This is a genomic window from Myxococcus xanthus (genome assembly GCF_013116825.1).
Taxonomy (GTDB): Bacteria; Myxococcota; Myxococcia; order Myxococcales; family Myxococcaceae; genus Myxococcus; species Myxococcus xanthus_B.
This window is the reverse complement of sequence record NZ_JABFNS010000019.1, coordinates 1-17,327: the sequence shown is the minus strand read 5'-3', so window position 1 is coordinate 17,327 and position 17,327 is coordinate 1. Positions and strand designations below refer to the sequence as shown.

The following is a 17,327-nucleotide window of genomic DNA, read 5'->3' as shown; positions in this document are numbered from 1 at the left end:
TGGGGGACGACGCATGCGCGCACGAGGGGAAGTCGCAGCGGTAGTGCTGGGCATCATGCTGGTTGGAGCGGGTGCTTCGTTGCTGGTCCCCCGGTGGGGGCTCGGCAATCAAAGCGCGGCGCGCGAAGTCGCCCGGACGCCCGCGGCTCCGTCCCAGGTCGCCGCCGAGCCGCGCTTCCACGTCGAACCCGCGAAGGATGACACCGGCCGCGCGGTGCAGGTGGCGAGCCTTCACGACGAAGCGCCGGAATGGGAGCGGTTCGCTGCGCGCGCGCTGGTGCCGTTGACGCCGGACGAACGGGCCTTGCTTCAAGAAGAGCCGGTGGACGACCTGGCGGCGCTGGTGACGCGCACGGAGCGCGCCTTCATGGACGCAACGCCCGAAGCACGCGTGGAGAAGGAACGGCGCTATCTGGCGGCGCTGAACCTGGTGGCGAAGCTGGCCACGCCGCCGGAGCCCTCGGCCGAGGACCTCCGCGCACGCGAAGTGGACGCTCGCTATCAACAGGCGCTCACGGTGAAGCAGGTGAAGTGGCGGTCACTTCCGCCAGAGGAAATGGCGCGTCAGCACGACGCCTTCAAGGAAGCCTTCTTCCGCGCGGAGGAGACGCGATGAAGACGCTTCCCAGGAGCCTCATCGCGCTGGTGTTGCTGGCGCCCGCGTTGGTGCTGGCCGGGCCGCACTACGTGGCCTCGCGTGACTGGGGCACCTTCATCTGGTTGAGCACGTGGCTGGACGCGGGGCAGACGTACACCTTCGAGACGCGGGACTTGACGGGCACCGCGCCGGACACCGTCCTTCACGTGCTCCGGGACCGGGGAGGCTGGAGCCAGGTGGCCATGGGCGACGACTGCGCGGGCGCGGCGCGTTCCTGCGTGACGTTCACCGCGCCGGACTCCGGGCTCTACCGCGTCTGGGTGCGCGCCTATGCGGAAGGACGCGGCGGGACGGCCAGCCTGTATCGCAACGGAGCGCTCCTCCTGAGCAACCAGCCCTTCGGCGGCGTGCCACTCAGCTTCGCCTGGAACGTGAAGGACACCTTCCGGGCCACGTCGACGACGCCGGGCGCGGGGGACCACCTGGTCTTCCTGCTGCGCTCCAACGCGGAGTACCTGCAACACGACGATGACAGTGGGCCTCGCTCCTATCCGCGGGTCGTCGCGGCGAGCACACAGAACGCGGGCGCCCAGCGCGTGGTGGTAGGCCGCTTTCCCGGGAGCACGGGCACGGCCAGCTTCGTCCATGACGACGCGCTGTGGTCCACCATCTTCAGCGACAACGACGAGGACGAAGACGGCATCTCCAATGCCCTGGAGCCGCTGGTGGGGATGAACCCGGACTCGAAGGACTCGGACGGGGATGGGATACCGGACACGCTGGAGCTGTTCGGCAATGACGGCTTCTCCTTCTCCGAGTGGGGCAGCCCCACGGTGAAGGACCTCTACGTGGAGGTGGATTGGATGGAGCACCCCACCAATCCCTATCTCACGCGGAAGCCCTATGCCGGGCTGGTGGCGGACGCGGCGGCGGTGTTCGCGCGGGACGCGGGCGTGCGGCTGCATGCCTTCGTCGACAGCGCGCTGCCCTGGCATGAAGTGGTGTGCTTCGGCGCGTGCAGCGGCGGCGTGGACTTCTATTCGCTGAAGCAGGGCGGGTTCTCCACCGGGTACCCGGAGCGGCGGCCCTACTTCCACTACGCGGTGTGGGCCTACCGGCAGGGCAGCAGCACGTCGTGTTCATCCGGCAAGGCGGAGGTGCTGGGCAATGACCTCATCATCAGCCTGGGATGCTGGAGCAGCCCGAGCATCCAGGAGCAGCGTGGCACCTTCATCCACGAGCTGGGCCACAACCTGGCGCTGGACCACAACGGCAACGACGTGCCGGGGCAGACCAGCGTGGTGCACGCCAGCGTGATGAACTACCGCTACCAGATGCTCGGCGTGGGCTCGCCGGGCTCGCACACGTACTCGTTCGGAGGCAATGCGTGCGCGGCGTGTAGCGCGTCCCCCAAGAGCAAGTGTGTCTCCTGCCGGAACGGCTTCCTGGGATGCGGCTTCCCTGGGTGCGGCTCGTGCGACTGCGATGTGAATGAGTGGGTCGCCGTGGAGCTGGACTTCCTGGACGACGGCGACGCGAACGACGGCACCCACCGCGCGCTGCTGGCGAAGTACGCTCCAGACGACAAGGGAGGGCCGGTGCGGTTCCAGCCGCGCGTGCCCCACGCGGAGCCACCCGTCGCGGCGCGTCGCCTGAAGGTGGAGCGCACGCGGGAGCGGCTACGGGCGCGGGGGCAGGTGGAAGGGCAGGACTTCTTCGTGTCGACCGACGGCACGACGCTGTACGCTGAGTGCCCATGAGCCCGCGACCTCGTCCGGGACGTTGTCTCACCCTGGCGAGATGGACGCGTGGAGCCGCTGGGCTCCTCCTCGCCGGCCTGATGGGCTGCCAGATGAAGTGCTCCGAGCCGGCCCCCGACGCCGGGCGTGCCTTCTCACCGCTTCAACGCGAGAGCCCGTGTGTCCAATTGTGGCGCGCGGCGCAGGTGGACGTGGCATTCAAGGAAGAGCCCGAGGACGCCGTGCGGCAGCGCACGGACACGCGGCTGGAGCGCCGCTTCACCGTCGCCCGGCAGTTGCGTGGCGCGTACCGGCACCAGGACCGGTGGGCCTCCGTGCTGGAGTACGAGGCGGGGCCGGTGCGCGGCGGCGTGAGCTACAGCCTCCAGGTGCCGGACATGCTGGCGGACCTGACGGGGCGGGTCGTTCAGTGGACCAGCCATCGCGAGCCCGCGTCCTGTCCGACGAAGGAGGACGGTGCGCTTCCCGTGCTGCTGTCGGGGGACACCCTGCGGGACGCGGAGGGCCGGTTGCTGCTGCTCACGGTGCCGAGTGCGCCCACCACCATCGCGGGAGACGTGCTGCTTCCTCCAGGGCTCGTTCCGGAGTTGAGCTTCCGCTGGGAGGACGCGGGCTGCACGCTGGCGGATGGGACGCAGGCGTTGGATGTCCAACTCCGCGTGACGCACGCGAATCGTTCGCTGGGCCCGGGTACCACCGTGACGGCCGAGGTAGGACAGCCTGCCCCGCTGACCCTGGACGGTGTGCGCTATGTCGTTCGGGTGGTGCGTGCCACGGCGGAGATGCAGGGCCGGTGTGGGCAGGCGGCCTTCACGCTGATGCGCGAGGGCCTGCTCGAACAGGGCAGCCTGGACCCTGAATGACGGCGCTGCATGCCGTTCCTGGAAATAGTCTGTCTGACCGCTCGTTGTGCGGGACCAGTATGTAGGCATGTCGCGCCCGAGCGCTTCATGCGTGGCGTGGGCCCAGGCCTGCTATCTTTGCGGGCTTCAACGGACACCAGAGGGACGACACCATGCGAAGCGGGCTGAAGCGGAACTGGGCGGCGTTCGCGGTGGGCGGCCTGCTCGGCGCATGGGTGCTCGGCTGTGGCGGCTCGACGACGGAGGGCTTGGAGTCGTTGGAGCAGGGGACCGCGCCGCCTCCGTCCGTCTCCGTGGACCTGTCCAGCGTGGACCTCCGCACCCGGCTGGAGTCCATCGACGGCCTCACGGTGCTGACCGACGTCGAGGTCAACGGCTTCCGCTTCTTCACGATGGACTACGAGCAGCCCGTGGACCACCTGCGTCCCTGGGGCACGCGCTTCCAGCAGCGGGTGACGCTGATGCACCGCTCGGAGACGGCGCCCATGGTGCTGGACACGGAAGGCACCGCCATCTTCGAGGAGCCCATCCCCGCCGAGCCCACGGACCTGCTCCAGGGCAACCAGCTCACCGTGGAGCACCGCTTCTACGGCGCGTCCAAGCCGGCCGACATGGACTGGCGGAAGCTGACGATGTGGCAGGCGGCCGCGGACGCCCACCGGCTCGTCGAAGCCTTCAAGCCGCTGTACGGCGGGCGCTGGCTGTCCACGGGCGTCTTCAAGGGAGGCACCGCCGCCCTGGCCCACCGCTTCTATTTCCCGAACGACGTCCACGCCACGGTGACCTATTCGGCGCAGCACAACCGGGGCCTCCATGACGCGCGCCACGGGCGCTTCATCCTCACCCAGGTGGGCGACGCGGCCTGCCGCCAGCAACTCGCGTCCCTCCAGTACGCCGCGCTGACCCGCCGCGACGAGCTGCTGCCCTTCATGGATGGCTACGACGCCCAGGGCTTCACCTTCAACACGCTGGGGAAGGACCGCGCCTTCGAGTTCGCCGTCATCGAGGTGCCCTTCATCTTCTGGCAGTACTACGGCATGGCGGGGACGTGTGAAGGGCTGCCCTCGCCGGAGGCGAGCGCGGAGGAGCTCTTCGCCTTCTTCAGCTACGTCTCCACGCTGGAGTTCACCTTCTCCGACCAGGCGTTGGAGGAGTCGGCGCCGCTCTACTACCAGGGCGCCACGCAGCTGGGCGGCCCAGGGTACCCGGAGATTCACCTGCGGCCGTTGCTGCGCTACGCCGATGAGCACCTCCCCACGCGCTTCCCGCCCACGGGTGTGCGCAAGCAGTACGAGCCGTGGACGGTGGGCCTGCTGGAGGCGTGGACCCGCTTCGAGGCCAAGCGGGTGCTGCTCGTCTATGGAAACCTGAGCCCCTGGGTCGCCAGCGCCTTCAGCACCACGACGGGCAACGACGCGTACCGCGTCATCGCCGATGGCAGCATCGGCTTCTTCGGCACGCTGAGCGCGCTGCCGGAGCCGCAGCGGAGCTTCCTGCTCGGGCGCCTGTCGGAGTGGGCGGACGCCCCGGTGCAGCTCCCGACGGGGATGGATGCCCTGCGGCGCCGTGAGGCGAGCGATGCCCGCATGAAGACCTATCGCGCCCGGTAGCGGACGGGCCGTCGCTGTTTCACCGGACCGGCTCAGGCCGGGCTGGAGTCGATGACCTTCTTCGCGATGCCGAAGGAGAATCCCGCCCGGGCCAGCGCGGCCAGGTCCCGCTTCCGATTCTCCTCCCGGGTGCCGGGCTGTGTGCGGAAGGGACCCAGCCGCTTCTTCCTCGCCCAGATTCGCGCGGCATCTTCCTCGGACACCTCGTGGGTGGCGTCGGCGACCTTCTTCGCCACGACTTCCGCGGGGACGCCCTTGAGGCGCAGCTTCTGGGCAATCACCCGCGTGCTGCGGCCCGAGGCGCGCAGTGAGTGCGCCTTCATCTGGGCATAGGCTTCGTCGTTGAGCAGGCCGTTGCGCACCAGCTTCGCGACCAGCGCCTCCACCCAGGCCAGCGCCTCGCCGCGCTCACCACCGTGGAACTTGATGGAGCGGTCCACCCGGCGCAGCAGCACGCGCTGCAACTGGCTCTTCGTCGCCGCGTAACGCTTCAGGTAGTGCAGCGCCGCGTTCTCCAGGTAGGTGGGGGACACCTTCCGGGGCCGCTTCGGACCGCGCTCCTTCTTCTTGTCGGGTCCTCCCCGCGCCTCATCCATCACGGGCCTGGGTCTACCACCCGAATCTGACGCCCGGAAGCAGCCCGGGGAGGAGCGCGCGGCCCGCCAGCCGCTCCCTCGGGTCGCCGCCCGCTGCTTCAGCCCAGCGACTTCAGGGACTCCGGCACCTGCCAGTCCGGCTTGAGGCGGGAGATGACCTTGGCCAGGTTCTCCTTGTCCTGGGCCTTCTCCAGCGCGGCCTCGGGCGTAATCACGTCGTCCTTCACCAGCCGCTCCAGGTGCATGTCCAGCGTCTGCATGCCCTGGCCCTGGCCCGCCTGCATCTTCGAGGCAATCTGGAACACCTTGCCCTCGCGAATCATGGAGGCGATGGCGGGCCCGCCCACCAGGATTTCGAGCGCGGCCACGCGGCCCTTGCCGTCCGCCGTCTTGATGAGCTGCTGGGCGACGATGCCCGCCAGGCTCTCCGCCAGCATGCCGCGCACCTGCTGCTGCTCGTCGGCGGGGAAGGCGTTGATGATGCGGTCGATGGTGGCCGGCGCGCTGTTGGTGTGCACCGTGGCGAACACCAGCACGCCGAAGCTCGCCAGCTGGAGCGCCAGCTTCATCGTCTCGTTGGTGCGGAGCTCGCCAATGAGGATGACGTTGGGGTCCTCGCGGCCCGCTGAGCGGATGGCGGTGGCGAAGCTGGACGCGTGCGGGCCCACCTCCCGGTGCGTCACCTGCGCCCGCATGGACTCGTGCACGAACTCCACCGGGTCTTCGATGGTGAGCACGTGCGCGGGCCGCGTCTTGTTGATGGAGTTGATCATCGCGGCCAGCGTGGTGGACTTGCCGCTGCCCGTGGGGCCGGTGACGAGCACCAGCCCGCTGCGGCGCTCCGACAGCTTGCGCACCACCTCCGGCGTCTTCAGGTCCTCCAGCGACAGCACCTTGCTGGGGATGGTGCGGAAGACGGCCGCCAGGCCCGTCATCTTGTTGAAGTAGTTGGCGCGGAAGCGGGCCTTCGTCCCGTAGCTGTAGGCGAAGTCCAGGTCCAGGTCCTCGACAATCTGCCGCTGCTGCTCCGGCGAGCAGATTTCGAAGAGCAGCGCCTGCATCTCCGGCGCGCTGAGGGGCTGCTCGCGCAGCGGCACCAGCTCGCCGCGGATGCGGCCCATGGGCGGGTAGCCGATGCCCAGGTGCAGGTCGCTGCCCTTCTGCTCCAGCAGCGCATCGAACAGGACGGCCAGACGGGGCGTCGTCATCTCAGGAGCCCTTCCTTCCCATCAGCGAGCCCATCTTGCTGAGCAGCCTCGCGCTATCTTGCTGCGTCTCCGGCGCGGCCACGGTGGCGCCGGACCGCTTGCCCGTCACCACCGCCTCCAGCTCGTCCGGGTTGTCCGCGAAGCCCTTGGCGACCTCCAGCTTCACCTTCCCGGCGCGCACGAGGTCCGCCAGCGAGTCCTCGAAGCGGATGATGCCCAGGCTCTTGCCGCGCTGCTGGAGCGAGGGAATCTGGAACGTCTTGTTGTCGCGGATGAGGTTGCCCAGCGACACCGAGCCCGGCAGCACCTCCGCCGCGGCCACCAGCCCCTTGCCGTCCGCGCTTGGCATCAGCCGCTGGCTGACGATGAGCCGCAGGCCGCTGGACAGCGACAGGCGCACCTGCTGCTGGTCTCCGGGTGGGAAGAGGTCGATGAGCCGGTCGATGGTCTTCGCCGCGCTCGGCGTGTTCATGGTGCTGATGAGCAGGTGGCCCGTCTCGGCGGCGGACAGCGCCATGCGCACCGTCTCCGTGTCGCGCAGCTCGCCCACCACGATGACGTCCGGGTCTTCACGCAGGCTGCCCTTGAGCGCGCTGGCGAACGTCTTGGTGTGCGAGCCCACCTCGCGCTGGCTGATGAGCGCGCGCTTGCGCGGGTGGACGAACTCCACCGGGTCCTCCACGGTGAGCACGTGGTGGGATGTCTCGCGGTTGATGAGGTCCACGAGCGCCGCCAGCGTGCTCGTCTTCCCGTGGCCGGACGGGCCGGTGATGACGATGAGTCCCTGGTGGTGGTGCGTGGCCTTGGCGATGTCCGCGGGCAGGCCCAGCGACTCCAGCGTGGGCACCTCCCGCGCAATCAGCCGGAAGGTGCCCTTGAGGCCGGTGCGCTGGCGGCTGACGTTGACCCGGAAGCGCCCCATCTCCGGCGTCTCCAGGGAGAAGTCACAGCTGCCCTCGCGCTCCAGCACGGGCCGCAGCCGCTCCGGCACCACCGGCAGCAGCAGCTTCTCCACCGTCGTCGCGTCCAGCACCGGGCCCTGCGCCATCAGCTCGCCCGCGAAGCGGAAGAGGGGCGGGCGCTCCGCGATGATGTGCACGTCGCTGGCCAGGCCCCGGCGGCCTTCCTCCAGCAACACGGCCAGCTCGCGCCCCGCGCCAGTGAAGGTCCGGGCCGGCGCGGCCACTGGACGGGCCGCCGCGGGCGCGGGCACACGGGCTGCCTGGGCGACGGTGGGCTCGGGCGTGCGGTAGGGCTGCGACGCAGCGGGCTCGGGCGTGCGGTATGCCGGAGCAGGGACGGGCTCGGGCGTCCGATAGGACGGTGCCGCGGCCTGTACGGGCGCTGGGGCGGCGGGCGCGGGCGCTGGGGCGGCGGGACGCGCGGTGGCGGCCTGGGCGACGGCCCCCGCGTCGGCGGCCCGGCTGAGGCGCAGGTGGATGAGGTCTCCTCGCCGCATGGCTGCGATGGACAGCGAGCCCAGGCCGGTGGCGTTGACGGACCACTGGACCGGCGTCTCCGTGACGGTGGAGGCCCGGGCCACGCCCACCATGGCCTGCAGGGCGCGCGTGATGTCCTCGGCCGTGGCGGCGGTGGGGTCCACCGGCTCATAGCCATTGGCGCCGCGGATCATCGGTGGACGGCCGGTGGCCAGGGTCAACTCGGTGACACCCGGACGCGAGAGGTGCCGCAACAGTTCTGCGAGCGATTTCATGCGGGATGTCGGCTCAGCCGCGACGGCGCGCGGGCGCGGGGGAGCCGCAGGATAGACGACATCGCGCGGAATCCGGCCACCCCTTGTCCCTGGATTGCCCGCCTGCTTCCGGACAGACGGAAATCGTCCGTGCCTGACGGAGACTGTCACCTGGAAGGCGGGGGAGGGCGCTCCGGGACCCACCAGGGGGCCCGCTCGGAGCAGCAGGCGGGAGGAGGGCCCCCCGCCTGGCGGCATTACGTCCCGTGGGGACTAGAGCTCGCGGGACATCAGGAGGCGAAGCTTCCCGGACTTCTTGGAGACCACCGTGGCCACCGTGGTGAAGCCTTCCTTCCGGTAGAAGCTCACCGCGGGCGAGTTGGATGGATCCACCCGCAAGGCGATGGTCTTCCGGTACATGTCCCGGGCCGCCTTCAGCGCCTGCTCCAGCAGGATGTTGCCCAGGCCCTTGCGGCGCAGCTCGGGCTTCACCACGATGTTGCGCAGGTACGCCGCGCCCGGAACCGGGCCGTCCCGCTCCACCGTGACATAGCCGACAAGCTGGCTTTGCAGCTTCGCCACATGGATGAAGGGCTTGAGCTGCGTCAGGGCCTTGAGGCTGTCCTCCTGCGTCTCACCCCGGCTCTTCCAGGGCTCAGAGCCGGCGCGCAGGTCCGCCACCGCCGTCATGTCTTCGTCGGTGGGCAGGCCGAACTTCACCGCCGCCATCAGGTCGTTGGGGAGGCCAGCCACATCCAGTATCGGTGCTGGGGCCACCTCCACGCCTGCGTCCACCTGCTTCATCGTCATCGCCTTGCTCCTCCGTCGAGTTGCGATCCTAACCGCTCCGGCGGCACCGGTGCACGCGGTGATTCCGCGCACATTGTCCCATGAAGTGAGGAGAGGCCCTCCTCTCCGCTGGTGAGGAGCCGGATTTCGTCGAACCGGCCCTGCGTTCAGGCCATTCCAAGAATGGGCATCGCCTCCACGCCTGGCACCCTGCCGGCCTTCCGTGTCGGGCCGCTTCCCACTATAAAACCCGTGGTCGGGCGCGAAGGCGTCAAACTCCTCCGCTCGACCGTCAGCCAGAGCCCCCACCTTGCAACTCAACCATGCCCAGCGAGAGCTGACGCTCAAGATCGTCTACTACGGGCCCGGCCTCAGCGGGAAGACGACCAACCTGCGTCACCTCCACGCGAAAGCGTCCCCGGAGGTGCGGGGGCGGTTGCTGACCGTGGAGACGCACGACGACCGCACGCTCTTCTTCGACCTGCTGCCCGTCTTCTTCTCCACGTCGTCTGGCTTCAAGGTGAAGGTGAAGCTCTTCACCGTGCCGGGCCAGGTCATCCACAACGCCACCCGGCGCATCGTCCTGCAGGGCGCGGACGCGGTGGTCTTCATCGCGGACAGCCGCCGCGGCGCCACGGCGGACAACAACGCCTACTGGCGCAACCTCCAGGAGAACATGAAGGAGAACAACCTGGACCCCAGCCAGGTCCCGGTGGTCATCCAGTTCAACAAGAAGGACCTGCCGGACGCGCGCACGGATGCCGAAATCGAGGAGTCGCGCCGGCGTGGCGGCGAGGCGGTGGTGGGCGCGGTGGCGCTGCGGGGCGAAGGCGTGCTGGAGACCTTCCACGCGGTGGCGCAGGCCGCCTACCGGCGGCTCGACACCCGCGCCCACCTGGCGCGCAACCTGGGCCTGACGGAGGCGGAGTTCCTGGGCCAGATTTTCCGGCGCATGGACCTCACGGGCACGGCGTTGGCCACCATGTACGGGCGCGCGGCGGGTGAAGCGCGCAGCGGAGACGGGCGATGAACGGCGCGTCGGGCAGCGGGGCCTCGGACGGCGTGGGCGCCTCGCGCCGTGAGTCCGTGCTCCAGCGGAGGCTGTCGCTGGCGGACATGCTGGACCTGCCCTCCTTCGTGGAGGTGGTGCGGAGCTTCAGCGAGCTGTACCGCGTGGGCATCAAGGTGATGGACACCGCGGGCGACAAGCTGGCCGACGTGAAGGTGGGCCACGGCGACTTCTGCTCGTACGTGTTCGGCTTCCCGGAGGGACGCTCGCGCTGCACCGCCACGGTGGCCCGCGTGAAGGACGGACCGGTGGCCCTGGTGCAGGGCGCCCGGCCCGCGAGCGGTGATGGCGCGGAGGCGGCGGGCATCATCGCGCTGCCGTGCTTCACCGGCCTGCGCTACCTGGTGATGCCGGTGCGCTGGGAGGGCGACGAGCTGGGCCGCGTCATCCTGGGCCCCTTCACGCCGGAGGAGCTGGCGGACCTCCCGCCGTCGTTGACGGACATCTCCGGGGTGGACCTGTCGCGCGCGCACGAACTGGTGGCCCGCGTGCGGCGCGTGCCCGAGCGCACCGCCGCGCAGGTGCTGGTGCATTTCGGGCAGGTGCTCGCCGCGCTGGTGGCCAGCGGGCAGCGCGCCTTCCTGGCGACGCAGCTCCACATCGAGGCGATGCTGGAGACGCACCGGGAGCTGGAGGCGAACAACGCCCGGCTGGCGCAGGCCAACACCCGCCTGAAGGAGCTGGACCGGCTGAAGTCCACCTTCCTGGGCACGGTGAGCCACGAGCTGCGCACGCCGCTGGCTTCCATCATCGGCTACTCGGAGATGCTCGCCGAGGGCCTGGCCGGCGCGCTCAACCCGGAGCAGCTGCTCTATGTGCGCACCATCGTGGAGAAGGGCGAGTCGCTGCTCAACCTCATCTCCTCCATCCTGGACCTGAGCCAGATTGAAGCCGGACGGCTGCGCCTGGTGATGGGCCCGGTGGACCTGGGCAGCGTCATCCAGACGGCGGTGTCCAGCGTGGCGCCCCAGGCGCAGCGCAAGGGCGTGGAGCTGGAGGTGTGCCTGCCGCCGTTGCCTCAGCCGCGCCTGGCCGCGGACGCGGACAAGCTGCGCCAGGTGGTGGTGAACCTGCTCGCCAACGCGGTGAAATTCACCTCGTCCGGGGGCCGGGTGTCGGTGGTGATGTCGGAGGCCACCGCGCAGAACGAGCTGGCCGCGCCGGGCTACCGCGTGAGCGTGGAAGACACCGGCATGGGCATCCGCGAGGACCAGTTCGAGAACATCTTCCAGAGCTTCTACCAGGTGGACGGCAGCTCCACGCGCGAGCACGGCGGCGCGGGGCTGGGACTGGCCATCGTGAAGAGCCTGGTGGAAGGCCACGGCGGCCGCGTGTCCGTGGAGAGCGAGTTCGGCCGGGGCTCTCGCTTCACCGTGGTGCTGCCGCTCCAGCCGCCGCTGTCTGAGCACGGCGGCTTCTCCGCGCTGGCGCCCACGCCGTCGCCCAGCGGACACGACCGCTTCTGACGCGACCTGAAACACCGGGGGCTGAACTGAGTTCCCCGGCCGGAAGGGCTCCCGCGTATCCTCGCGCGCATGCTCTCCGGACGCCCCCCCGCAGCATCCTACGTACTCATCGACGCAGAGAACATCGACTGGGCTGTGTCCAACGTGGTGGGACGCAAGCCCGAGTCCCAGGACCGCGTCCAGTTCGACCGGCTCGTATCCTTCTGTGAGACGAACTTCCCTGCGCCCGTGCGCTGCGTGGTGGTGCTCAACGCCCGCGGAGAGCAGCTGCCAGACGTCATGATTGGCTTCGTGCGCGCGCTCAAGTCCGCCGGCTGCGAGGTCGCCCTGCTCTACGGCCGTCCCGACCAGAAGGTGGTGGACCTGGGCATCCTGAAGCTGTTGGAGAACATCCGTACCCAGCGCCCCGGCGCGGCGGTGGTGCTCGCCAGCCATGACGGCGCGGACTTCGCGGACGCGCTCAAGCCCATGCTGGAGGAGAAGCGCCAGGTGGCCGTGCTCGGCCTGCGTGAGTACGTCAGCCAGCGCTTCCGGGAGCTCGTCCCCTCCGGGCTCAAGATTCTGGATTTGGAGTTGAACGCCAAGGTGTTCAACCGGCCCCTGCCGCGCATGCTCCCTGTCAACGTGGACGAGTTCGACCCGGGGCTGTTCTTGTAGCAAAGGCAGTCACATGACCCGCCTGGGCTGTGGTGATTCCTGTCACAGCCCGGCGTACTCTGAGAGTGCGGTGAGTCATGGCATGACGCTTGAACTGGCTTCTCCCGAGTTCAGGGATTTCCCCTGGGTCATCAGGAGCCTTCATGCGTTCGTCTCGTCGCGTTGGAACCGCCCTCTGGGCCGCCGTCTTCTCGCTCGCTCTTCCGCTCAGCCAGGCCCACGCCGCTGACAACTGTGTGGAGTTCCAGGGGCTCCAGCACTGTGGCCTTGGCGCCGTCAAGGTGAGTGGTTCGGAGAAGGGCGTTCGCATCGACAACCAGGAGAAGGAGCCGTCCGGCAAGAGCGGCGTCGCCATCCACACGCCGCCCGCGGCGGCCTGGACGGCGGAGACCCAGTCGGAAGGCGCGCAGCGCAACTTCTTCACCGCCTACGCCGAGGATGTGCCGGTCAGCACGTCCACCGTCGACTCGTCCCGGGAGGCCACCTCGTACTCCGCGACGTTCACCGGCTCCGGTGACGCGACCACCTACTCCGTGCTCGCGTACTACAACGGCCAGCTCCAGGCCTCCGTGGGTGGTATCCGCAGCGGCGACACGGGCGCCGTGGGCATGATGCTCCCCACTCCGGGCTGGACGCCGAACTGCCGCCCGCGCACCCAGACGTATGCCCAGTGTGAGTCGGCCTGCTACGCGAACGGCTACTCCAACTGCAACTACTGCAACACGCCGTGCTCCCTCACCGTGGGCTTCGCGAACGCTCAGCTGAGCAGCGCCTGCCTGTGGCAGTACACCGTCGCGGAGCCGGGGGTCCGGCTGCCGAACGGCCAGACGGTCCGGGCTGACCAGATCGTGTTGCAGGAGGAGATCTCCGGCCCGTCCAACTACCCGTACCTCAACTTCAACCGCATCGACGTGCAGACCACCGCGCGCTCGACGGTCATCACCGGCGAGTCCCTCATCCCCGCCGGCAAGTAGTCATCGCGTCGTTTCGGCCTGGAGCGGGCTCAGGGGGGAAGCCCGCTCCGGGCCGTTGTCTTTCCCGTTTCAATTCCTCTCTCCGAAGAGCGTCCCATGAAGGCATCGTGGTGGTTGACGGCCCTGCTGCTCACGGCGGGAGCTCCCAGGCAGGAGAGCGGCGCACCTGCGCCGGGCGCGGCCGTCTCGGAGGTGCCCGGGCGCCCGGACGACGAGGCCCTGGCGGGGGGCGGCACCACGGTGTTCGACGCCTCGCACAATGCCTATGGCCGCGCGCTGGGAAACCTGGCGCCCACGCGCTGGTACCAGATGCGCGAAGGCAAGGTGCTGTTCATGCGGGATTGGGCCGCGCATGAAGAAGGGTTGGCGGGCCCGCTGACGAACGCCGCCGGGTGTGGTTCGTGCCACTTCAAGGATGGCCGGGGCCGCCCGCTGCCCGACGTGGGGCTGGAGGCGCCGCTGCTCGTCCGGTTGAGCGTGCCCGCGAAGGACGCGCCCGCGGGGCACCACGAGCCCGTCTACGGCGTGCAGCTCAATGACCGGGGGACCGCGGACGTCCCGGCCGAGGGCACGGTCCAGGTCACCTATACGGACGTGAAGGGGACGTACGCGGACGGGACGCCGTACACGCTGCGCCAGCCGCGCTACCGCATCAACCGACTGGGCTATGGGAAGCTGGCTCCCGAGGTGATGCTCTCGCCGCGCATCCCCTCCCAGCTCTTCGGACTGGGGCTGCTGGCGGCCATCCCGGATGAAGCCATCCACGCCCTGGCGGACGCGGATGACCGCGATGGGGACGGCGTCTCCGGCCGTCCGAACCGCGTGGTCAGCGTCCGCTCCGGCAAGGCGGAGCTGGGCCGCTTCGGGTGGAAGGCCAATCAGCCCACGCTGGAGCAGCAGGTCGCCAGCGCCTTCTCCGAGGACCTGGGACTGACGTCACCGCTCTATCCGGAGAGCAACTGCACGGCGAAGCAGGAAGGCTGCATGGCGCGGGTGGCCGCCAGGGGCCCCGCGTTGTCGCGCCACGTCCTGGAGCGGACGACGCTGTACCTGCGGCTCATCGGCGTGCCCGCGCGGCGCGACGTGTTGGAGCCCAGCGTGAGGAAGGGACAGGTCCTCTTCCAGCAGGCGGGCTGCGAGGCGTGCCACCAGCGGGAGTTCACCACGGGCACGGTCGAGGACGTCCCCGAGCTGTCCCACCAACGCATCCGCCCGTACACGGACCTGCTGCTGCATGACATGGGGCCCGAGCTGGCGGACGGCCGCCCTGACGGAGAAGCGAGCGGCACCGAGTGGAGGACGCCGCCCCTGTGGGGCCTGGGGCTGCTGGAGACGGTGAACCGTCAGGTGCGGATGCTCCACGACGGGCGCGCGCGCAGCTTCGAGGAGGCCATCCTCTGGCACGGCGGCGAAGGCGCTCGTTCCCGCGAGCGCTTCAAGGCCATGGGGAAGGCGGAGCGTGAGGCGTTGGTGGCCTTCCTGCGCTCGCTCTGAGCGCGAGCGCGGGGGGCGCCGCCGTCAACTGTTGGCCATGGCGGTGCGGAGGCTGTCCAGGATGTAGTACCGGAGCTCCTCGCTCGTCATCCCAGGCGTCTCCTTCAACTTCTTTTCGGCGAACTTCTTCCATTCGTGCAGCTCGTTGGGCGTTGGCTCGCTCGACGGCTGCGAGGGCCCGGCCTGGTTGAGGTAGATGAGCCAGCCGTAGGCCGCCCGGATGTGGTCTTCGATGCGACTGCTGGCGGGGGCGTCCGTCCCCATCTTCTCGTTGCGCATCGCGTCCTGGATGGCGAACTTGAGCTCCTCCGCGGAGATGTCCTTGTTCTCCTTCTTCTTTTCGTTGGCGAAGGCGCGCCAGCGCCGCATCTCCTCGGGCGTGGCGTCGCGCTCCTGCCCCTCGTAGCAGAAGGACACCCACTTGACGGCGTCCTGGATGAACTTGTCGATGTTGGTGCTGCCCGTGCCGTCCATGCCCGTCGCCTTCACGCGGATGGCGTCCTGGATGGCGAACTTGAGCGCCTCCGGCGTGATGTCCGGGTTCGCCTTCTGGTGCTTCTGGGCGAAGTCGCGCCAGTGCGCCAGTTCCCCGGCGGTGGGCTTGCGCTCCTGGCCCTCGTAGCACTGGGTGACCCACTTGACGCCGTCCTCGATGAACTTGTCGATGTTCAGCGGCGTCGCCTCTCCGGTCCCCGTCATCTTCGCGCGCACGGCGTCGGTGATGGCGTACTTGAGATGCTCAGGCGAGATTTCCGGGTCCTTCTTCAACTGCTCCTGGGCGAAGGCGCGCCACTCCTTCAGCTCCGCGGGCGTGGCCTCGCGCTCATTGTCCTCGTAGCACTGGGTGACCCACTTGACGGCGTCCTGGATGAACTTGTCGATGTTCTCCGGCGTCACCGCGTCCGTCCCCAGCACCTTCGCCCGGACGGCGTCGATGATGGCGTACTTGAGCTCCTCCGGGGTCGTCTCCGGGTTCTTGCTCATCAGGTCGGCGGCGAAGGCTCGCCAGTGCTGCATGTCCGCCTCCGTGGGAGGGGGCGCCTTGTCGTCGTAGCACTGGTGGACCCACGCGAGGGCCTCGGAGATGAACCTGTCGGTGTTCGCCGGCGAATGGGCGTCCAGTCCGTCCCGCTCCAATCGCAGCTTGTCTTGGATGGCGAAGCGGACCTCCTCGGCGGTGATTTCGGGGTTCTTGTTGCGGAGCTCCCGCGCGAAGCCCAGCCACTTGGTGCGCTCGGGCCCGCTCGCCCAGCGCTCGCCTTTGAAGACATTCCGGTAGGCTTCGGCAACGCATTCCGCCAGGCGATCATCCCTGAGCGGGCCCAGGGCGGAGGGGAGAATCTCCTTGCCAAAAGGGGGCTGCGGGGTGCCCGGAGTCCCTGGGGCCTGGGCGGCGAAGGTGCTCGCGGGGGCCGCCTTCGTCACGCTCTGCGTTGGAAGCACGGAGCCGAGCAGGTCCACCCACTGCTGGGTGCTGACGTCCTTTTTGCCCGTGGGGCTCGTCTGGGTTTTGGACGTGGAAACGAAAGGCAGCCGCTCGCCAATCTTCGACATGAAATTCCCCCAGGAGATGAAAGTCGCAATTTTTATGTTGTCTTGGATTGATGGGAAAATGTTGCGTCTGCCCAAGGTGCCAAAAAGTGTCGTTGCCCTGACACGCCGTCCGGTCTTACGTGTGCGTCCATGTCTGGTGAGTTCGACTTCATCCGCCGGTTCCTCGCGCACTTCCCGGCCGCGCGTGTGCCCGTGGGGCCCGGGGACGACTGCGCGGTGCTGCCCCCCTCACGTGGCGCGCAGTGCGTCACCACGGACGCGGTGGTGGAGGACGTGCACTTCACGCGCGCCGCGTTCTCCCCCGCGGACATCGGCCACAAGGCGCTGGCGGTGAACCTGTCGGACCTGGCGTCCATGGGGGCCACGCCGCGCTGGTTCGTCTGCGCGCTCGCGCTGCCGAAGGACTATCCCCTGCGGGAGCTCACGGGCCTGGCACGAGGCATGGCCGCGCTGGCCACCTCGCACCGGATTGCCCTGGTGGGTGGCAACTTCACCTCCGCGCGCGAGCTGTCCGTCACCATCACCGCGGCGGGCGAGCTGTCACGCGCGCCCCTCACCCGCGCGGGGGCCCGGCCCGGGGACCTCCTCTATGTCTCCGGCACGCTGGGGGATGCGCGCCTGGGCCTGGAGCACCTTCGCGCGGGGCTGCGCCGGGGCGCCGCCGTGCGTCGGCAGCGCCGCCCCGAGCCTCGCGTGGCGCTGGGCCTGCTCGCCTCGCGCCATGCGTCCGCCGCGTTGGATGTTTCTGACGGCCTTGCGCAAGACCTGGGTCATCTCTGCACCGCCTCGGGTGTCCGCGCGGAGCTGGAGGTGGAGCGGCTGCCGCTGTCGGCGGCGGTGCGCAAGGCCCTGGGGCCCGAAGGCGCGCTGGCGGGGGGCGAGGACTATGAGTTGCTGCTGGCCGTCCCACCGGGGCGCAGCCGGGCATTCGAGCGCGCGTGCGCTACAGGTGGGCACGCCATCACCCGCATCGGCCACTTCACAGAGGGGTGCGGG

The 17,327-nt window shown here is 69.3% G+C and carries 15 protein-coding genes; 10 read left to right on the top strand and 5 right to left on the bottom strand.

Features of this window, described 5'->3' with window-relative positions; translation table 11 throughout:
- Window positions 1-13 precede the first annotated feature (13 nt).
- The 4 genes from HNV26_RS07750 (at window position 14) to HNV26_RS07735 (ending at window position 4,831) form a co-directional block, all read left to right on the top strand.
- The gene (locus tag HNV26_RS07750) at window positions 14-616 is read left to right on the top strand and encodes a hypothetical protein (protein ID WP_171441445.1); all 603 of its coding nucleotides are present in this window, start codon (window positions 14-16) and stop codon (window positions 614-616) included.
- Window positions 613-2,358, top strand: coding sequence for a hypothetical protein (locus HNV26_RS07745; RefSeq protein WP_171441444.1), 1,746 nt, complete (start codon window positions 613-615; stop codon window positions 2,356-2,358). Before HNV26_RS07750 ends, HNV26_RS07745 begins: the two co-directional genes overlap by 4 nt.
- Window positions 2,359-2,549: 191 nt before the next feature.
- A complete protein-coding gene (locus HNV26_RS07740) occupies window positions 2,550-3,221 on the top strand; it encodes a hypothetical protein (protein ID WP_366816809.1) in 672 nt (223 codons plus the stop codon).
- A 152-nt stretch (window positions 3,222-3,373) separates the two neighbouring features.
- Entirely contained in the window at window positions 3,374-4,831 is a 1,458-nt protein-coding gene (locus HNV26_RS07735; RefSeq protein ID WP_171441442.1) for a S28 family serine protease, read from the top strand.
- 32 nt (window positions 4,832-4,863) lie between these two features.
- On the opposite strand, the gene HNV26_RS07730 is transcribed toward HNV26_RS07735, so the two are convergent.
- The 4 genes from HNV26_RS07730 to HNV26_RS07715 form a co-directional block, all read right to left on the bottom strand.
- Complete coding sequence (locus tag HNV26_RS07730; RefSeq protein ID WP_090488022.1) at window positions 4,864-5,427, bottom strand: regulatory protein RecX; 564 nt, start codon at window positions 5,425-5,427, stop codon at window positions 4,864-4,866.
- A 98-nt stretch (window positions 5,428-5,525) separates the two neighbouring features.
- A complete protein-coding gene (locus tag HNV26_RS07725) occupies window positions 5,526-6,635 on the bottom strand; it encodes a type IV pilus twitching motility protein PilT (RefSeq protein ID WP_171441441.1) in 1,110 nt (369 codons plus the stop codon).
- Between the two features lies 1 nt (window position 6,636).
- On the bottom strand, window positions 6,637-8,349 hold the full coding sequence (locus tag HNV26_RS07720; protein ID WP_171452782.1) for a type IV pilus twitching motility protein PilT: 1,713 nt from the start codon (window positions 8,347-8,349) through the stop codon (window positions 6,637-6,639).
- Between the two features lie 252 nt (window positions 8,350-8,601).
- Entirely contained in the window at window positions 8,602-9,138 is a 537-nt protein-coding gene (locus HNV26_RS07715; protein ID WP_011556629.1) for a GNAT family N-acetyltransferase, read from the bottom strand.
- A gap of 289 nt (window positions 9,139-9,427) precedes the next feature.
- On the opposite strand from HNV26_RS07715, the gene HNV26_RS07710 reads away from it, so the two are divergent.
- The 5 genes from HNV26_RS07710 (at window position 9,428) to HNV26_RS07690 (ending at window position 14,777) form a co-directional block, all read left to right on the top strand.
- Entirely contained in the window at window positions 9,428-10,147 is a 720-nt protein-coding gene (locus HNV26_RS07710; RefSeq protein ID WP_171445337.1) for a GTP-binding protein, read from the top strand.
- Complete coding sequence (locus HNV26_RS07705) at window positions 10,144-11,652, top strand: ATP-binding protein (protein ID WP_171445338.1); 1,509 nt, start codon at window positions 10,144-10,146, stop codon at window positions 11,650-11,652. The genes HNV26_RS07710 and HNV26_RS07705 overlap by 4 nt, the downstream gene beginning before the upstream one ends.
- 69 nt (window positions 11,653-11,721) lie before the next feature.
- Window positions 11,722-12,309 carry an NYN domain-containing protein gene (locus tag HNV26_RS07700; protein WP_171445339.1) on the top strand — a complete coding sequence of 196 codons (588 nt, stop codon included), beginning with the start codon at window positions 11,722-11,724 and terminating at the stop codon, window positions 12,307-12,309.
- 143 nt (window positions 12,310-12,452) lie between these two features.
- Window positions 12,453-13,283 carry a hypothetical protein gene (locus tag HNV26_RS07695; protein ID WP_253816334.1) on the top strand — a complete coding sequence of 277 codons (831 nt, stop codon included), beginning with the start codon at window positions 12,453-12,455 and terminating at the stop codon, window positions 13,281-13,283.
- A 96-nt stretch (window positions 13,284-13,379) separates the two neighbouring features.
- Window positions 13,380-14,777 carry a di-heme oxidoreductase family protein gene (locus HNV26_RS07690; protein ID WP_171445341.1) on the top strand — a complete coding sequence of 466 codons (1,398 nt, stop codon included), beginning with the start codon at window positions 13,380-13,382 and terminating at the stop codon, window positions 14,775-14,777.
- Between the two features lie 24 nt (window positions 14,778-14,801).
- On the opposite strand, the gene HNV26_RS07685 is transcribed toward HNV26_RS07690, so the two are convergent.
- Window positions 14,802-16,331, bottom strand: a complete 1,530-nt coding sequence (locus tag HNV26_RS07685; protein ID WP_171445342.1) for a hypothetical protein — start codon at window positions 16,329-16,331, stop codon at window positions 14,802-14,804.
- 129 nt (window positions 16,332-16,460) lie between these two features.
- Here HNV26_RS07685 and thiL point away from each other — a divergent pair.
- The coding region (gene thiL / locus HNV26_RS07680; RefSeq protein WP_171445343.1) for a thiamine-phosphate kinase at window positions 16,461-17,327 on the top strand (867 nt) is incomplete at its 3' end.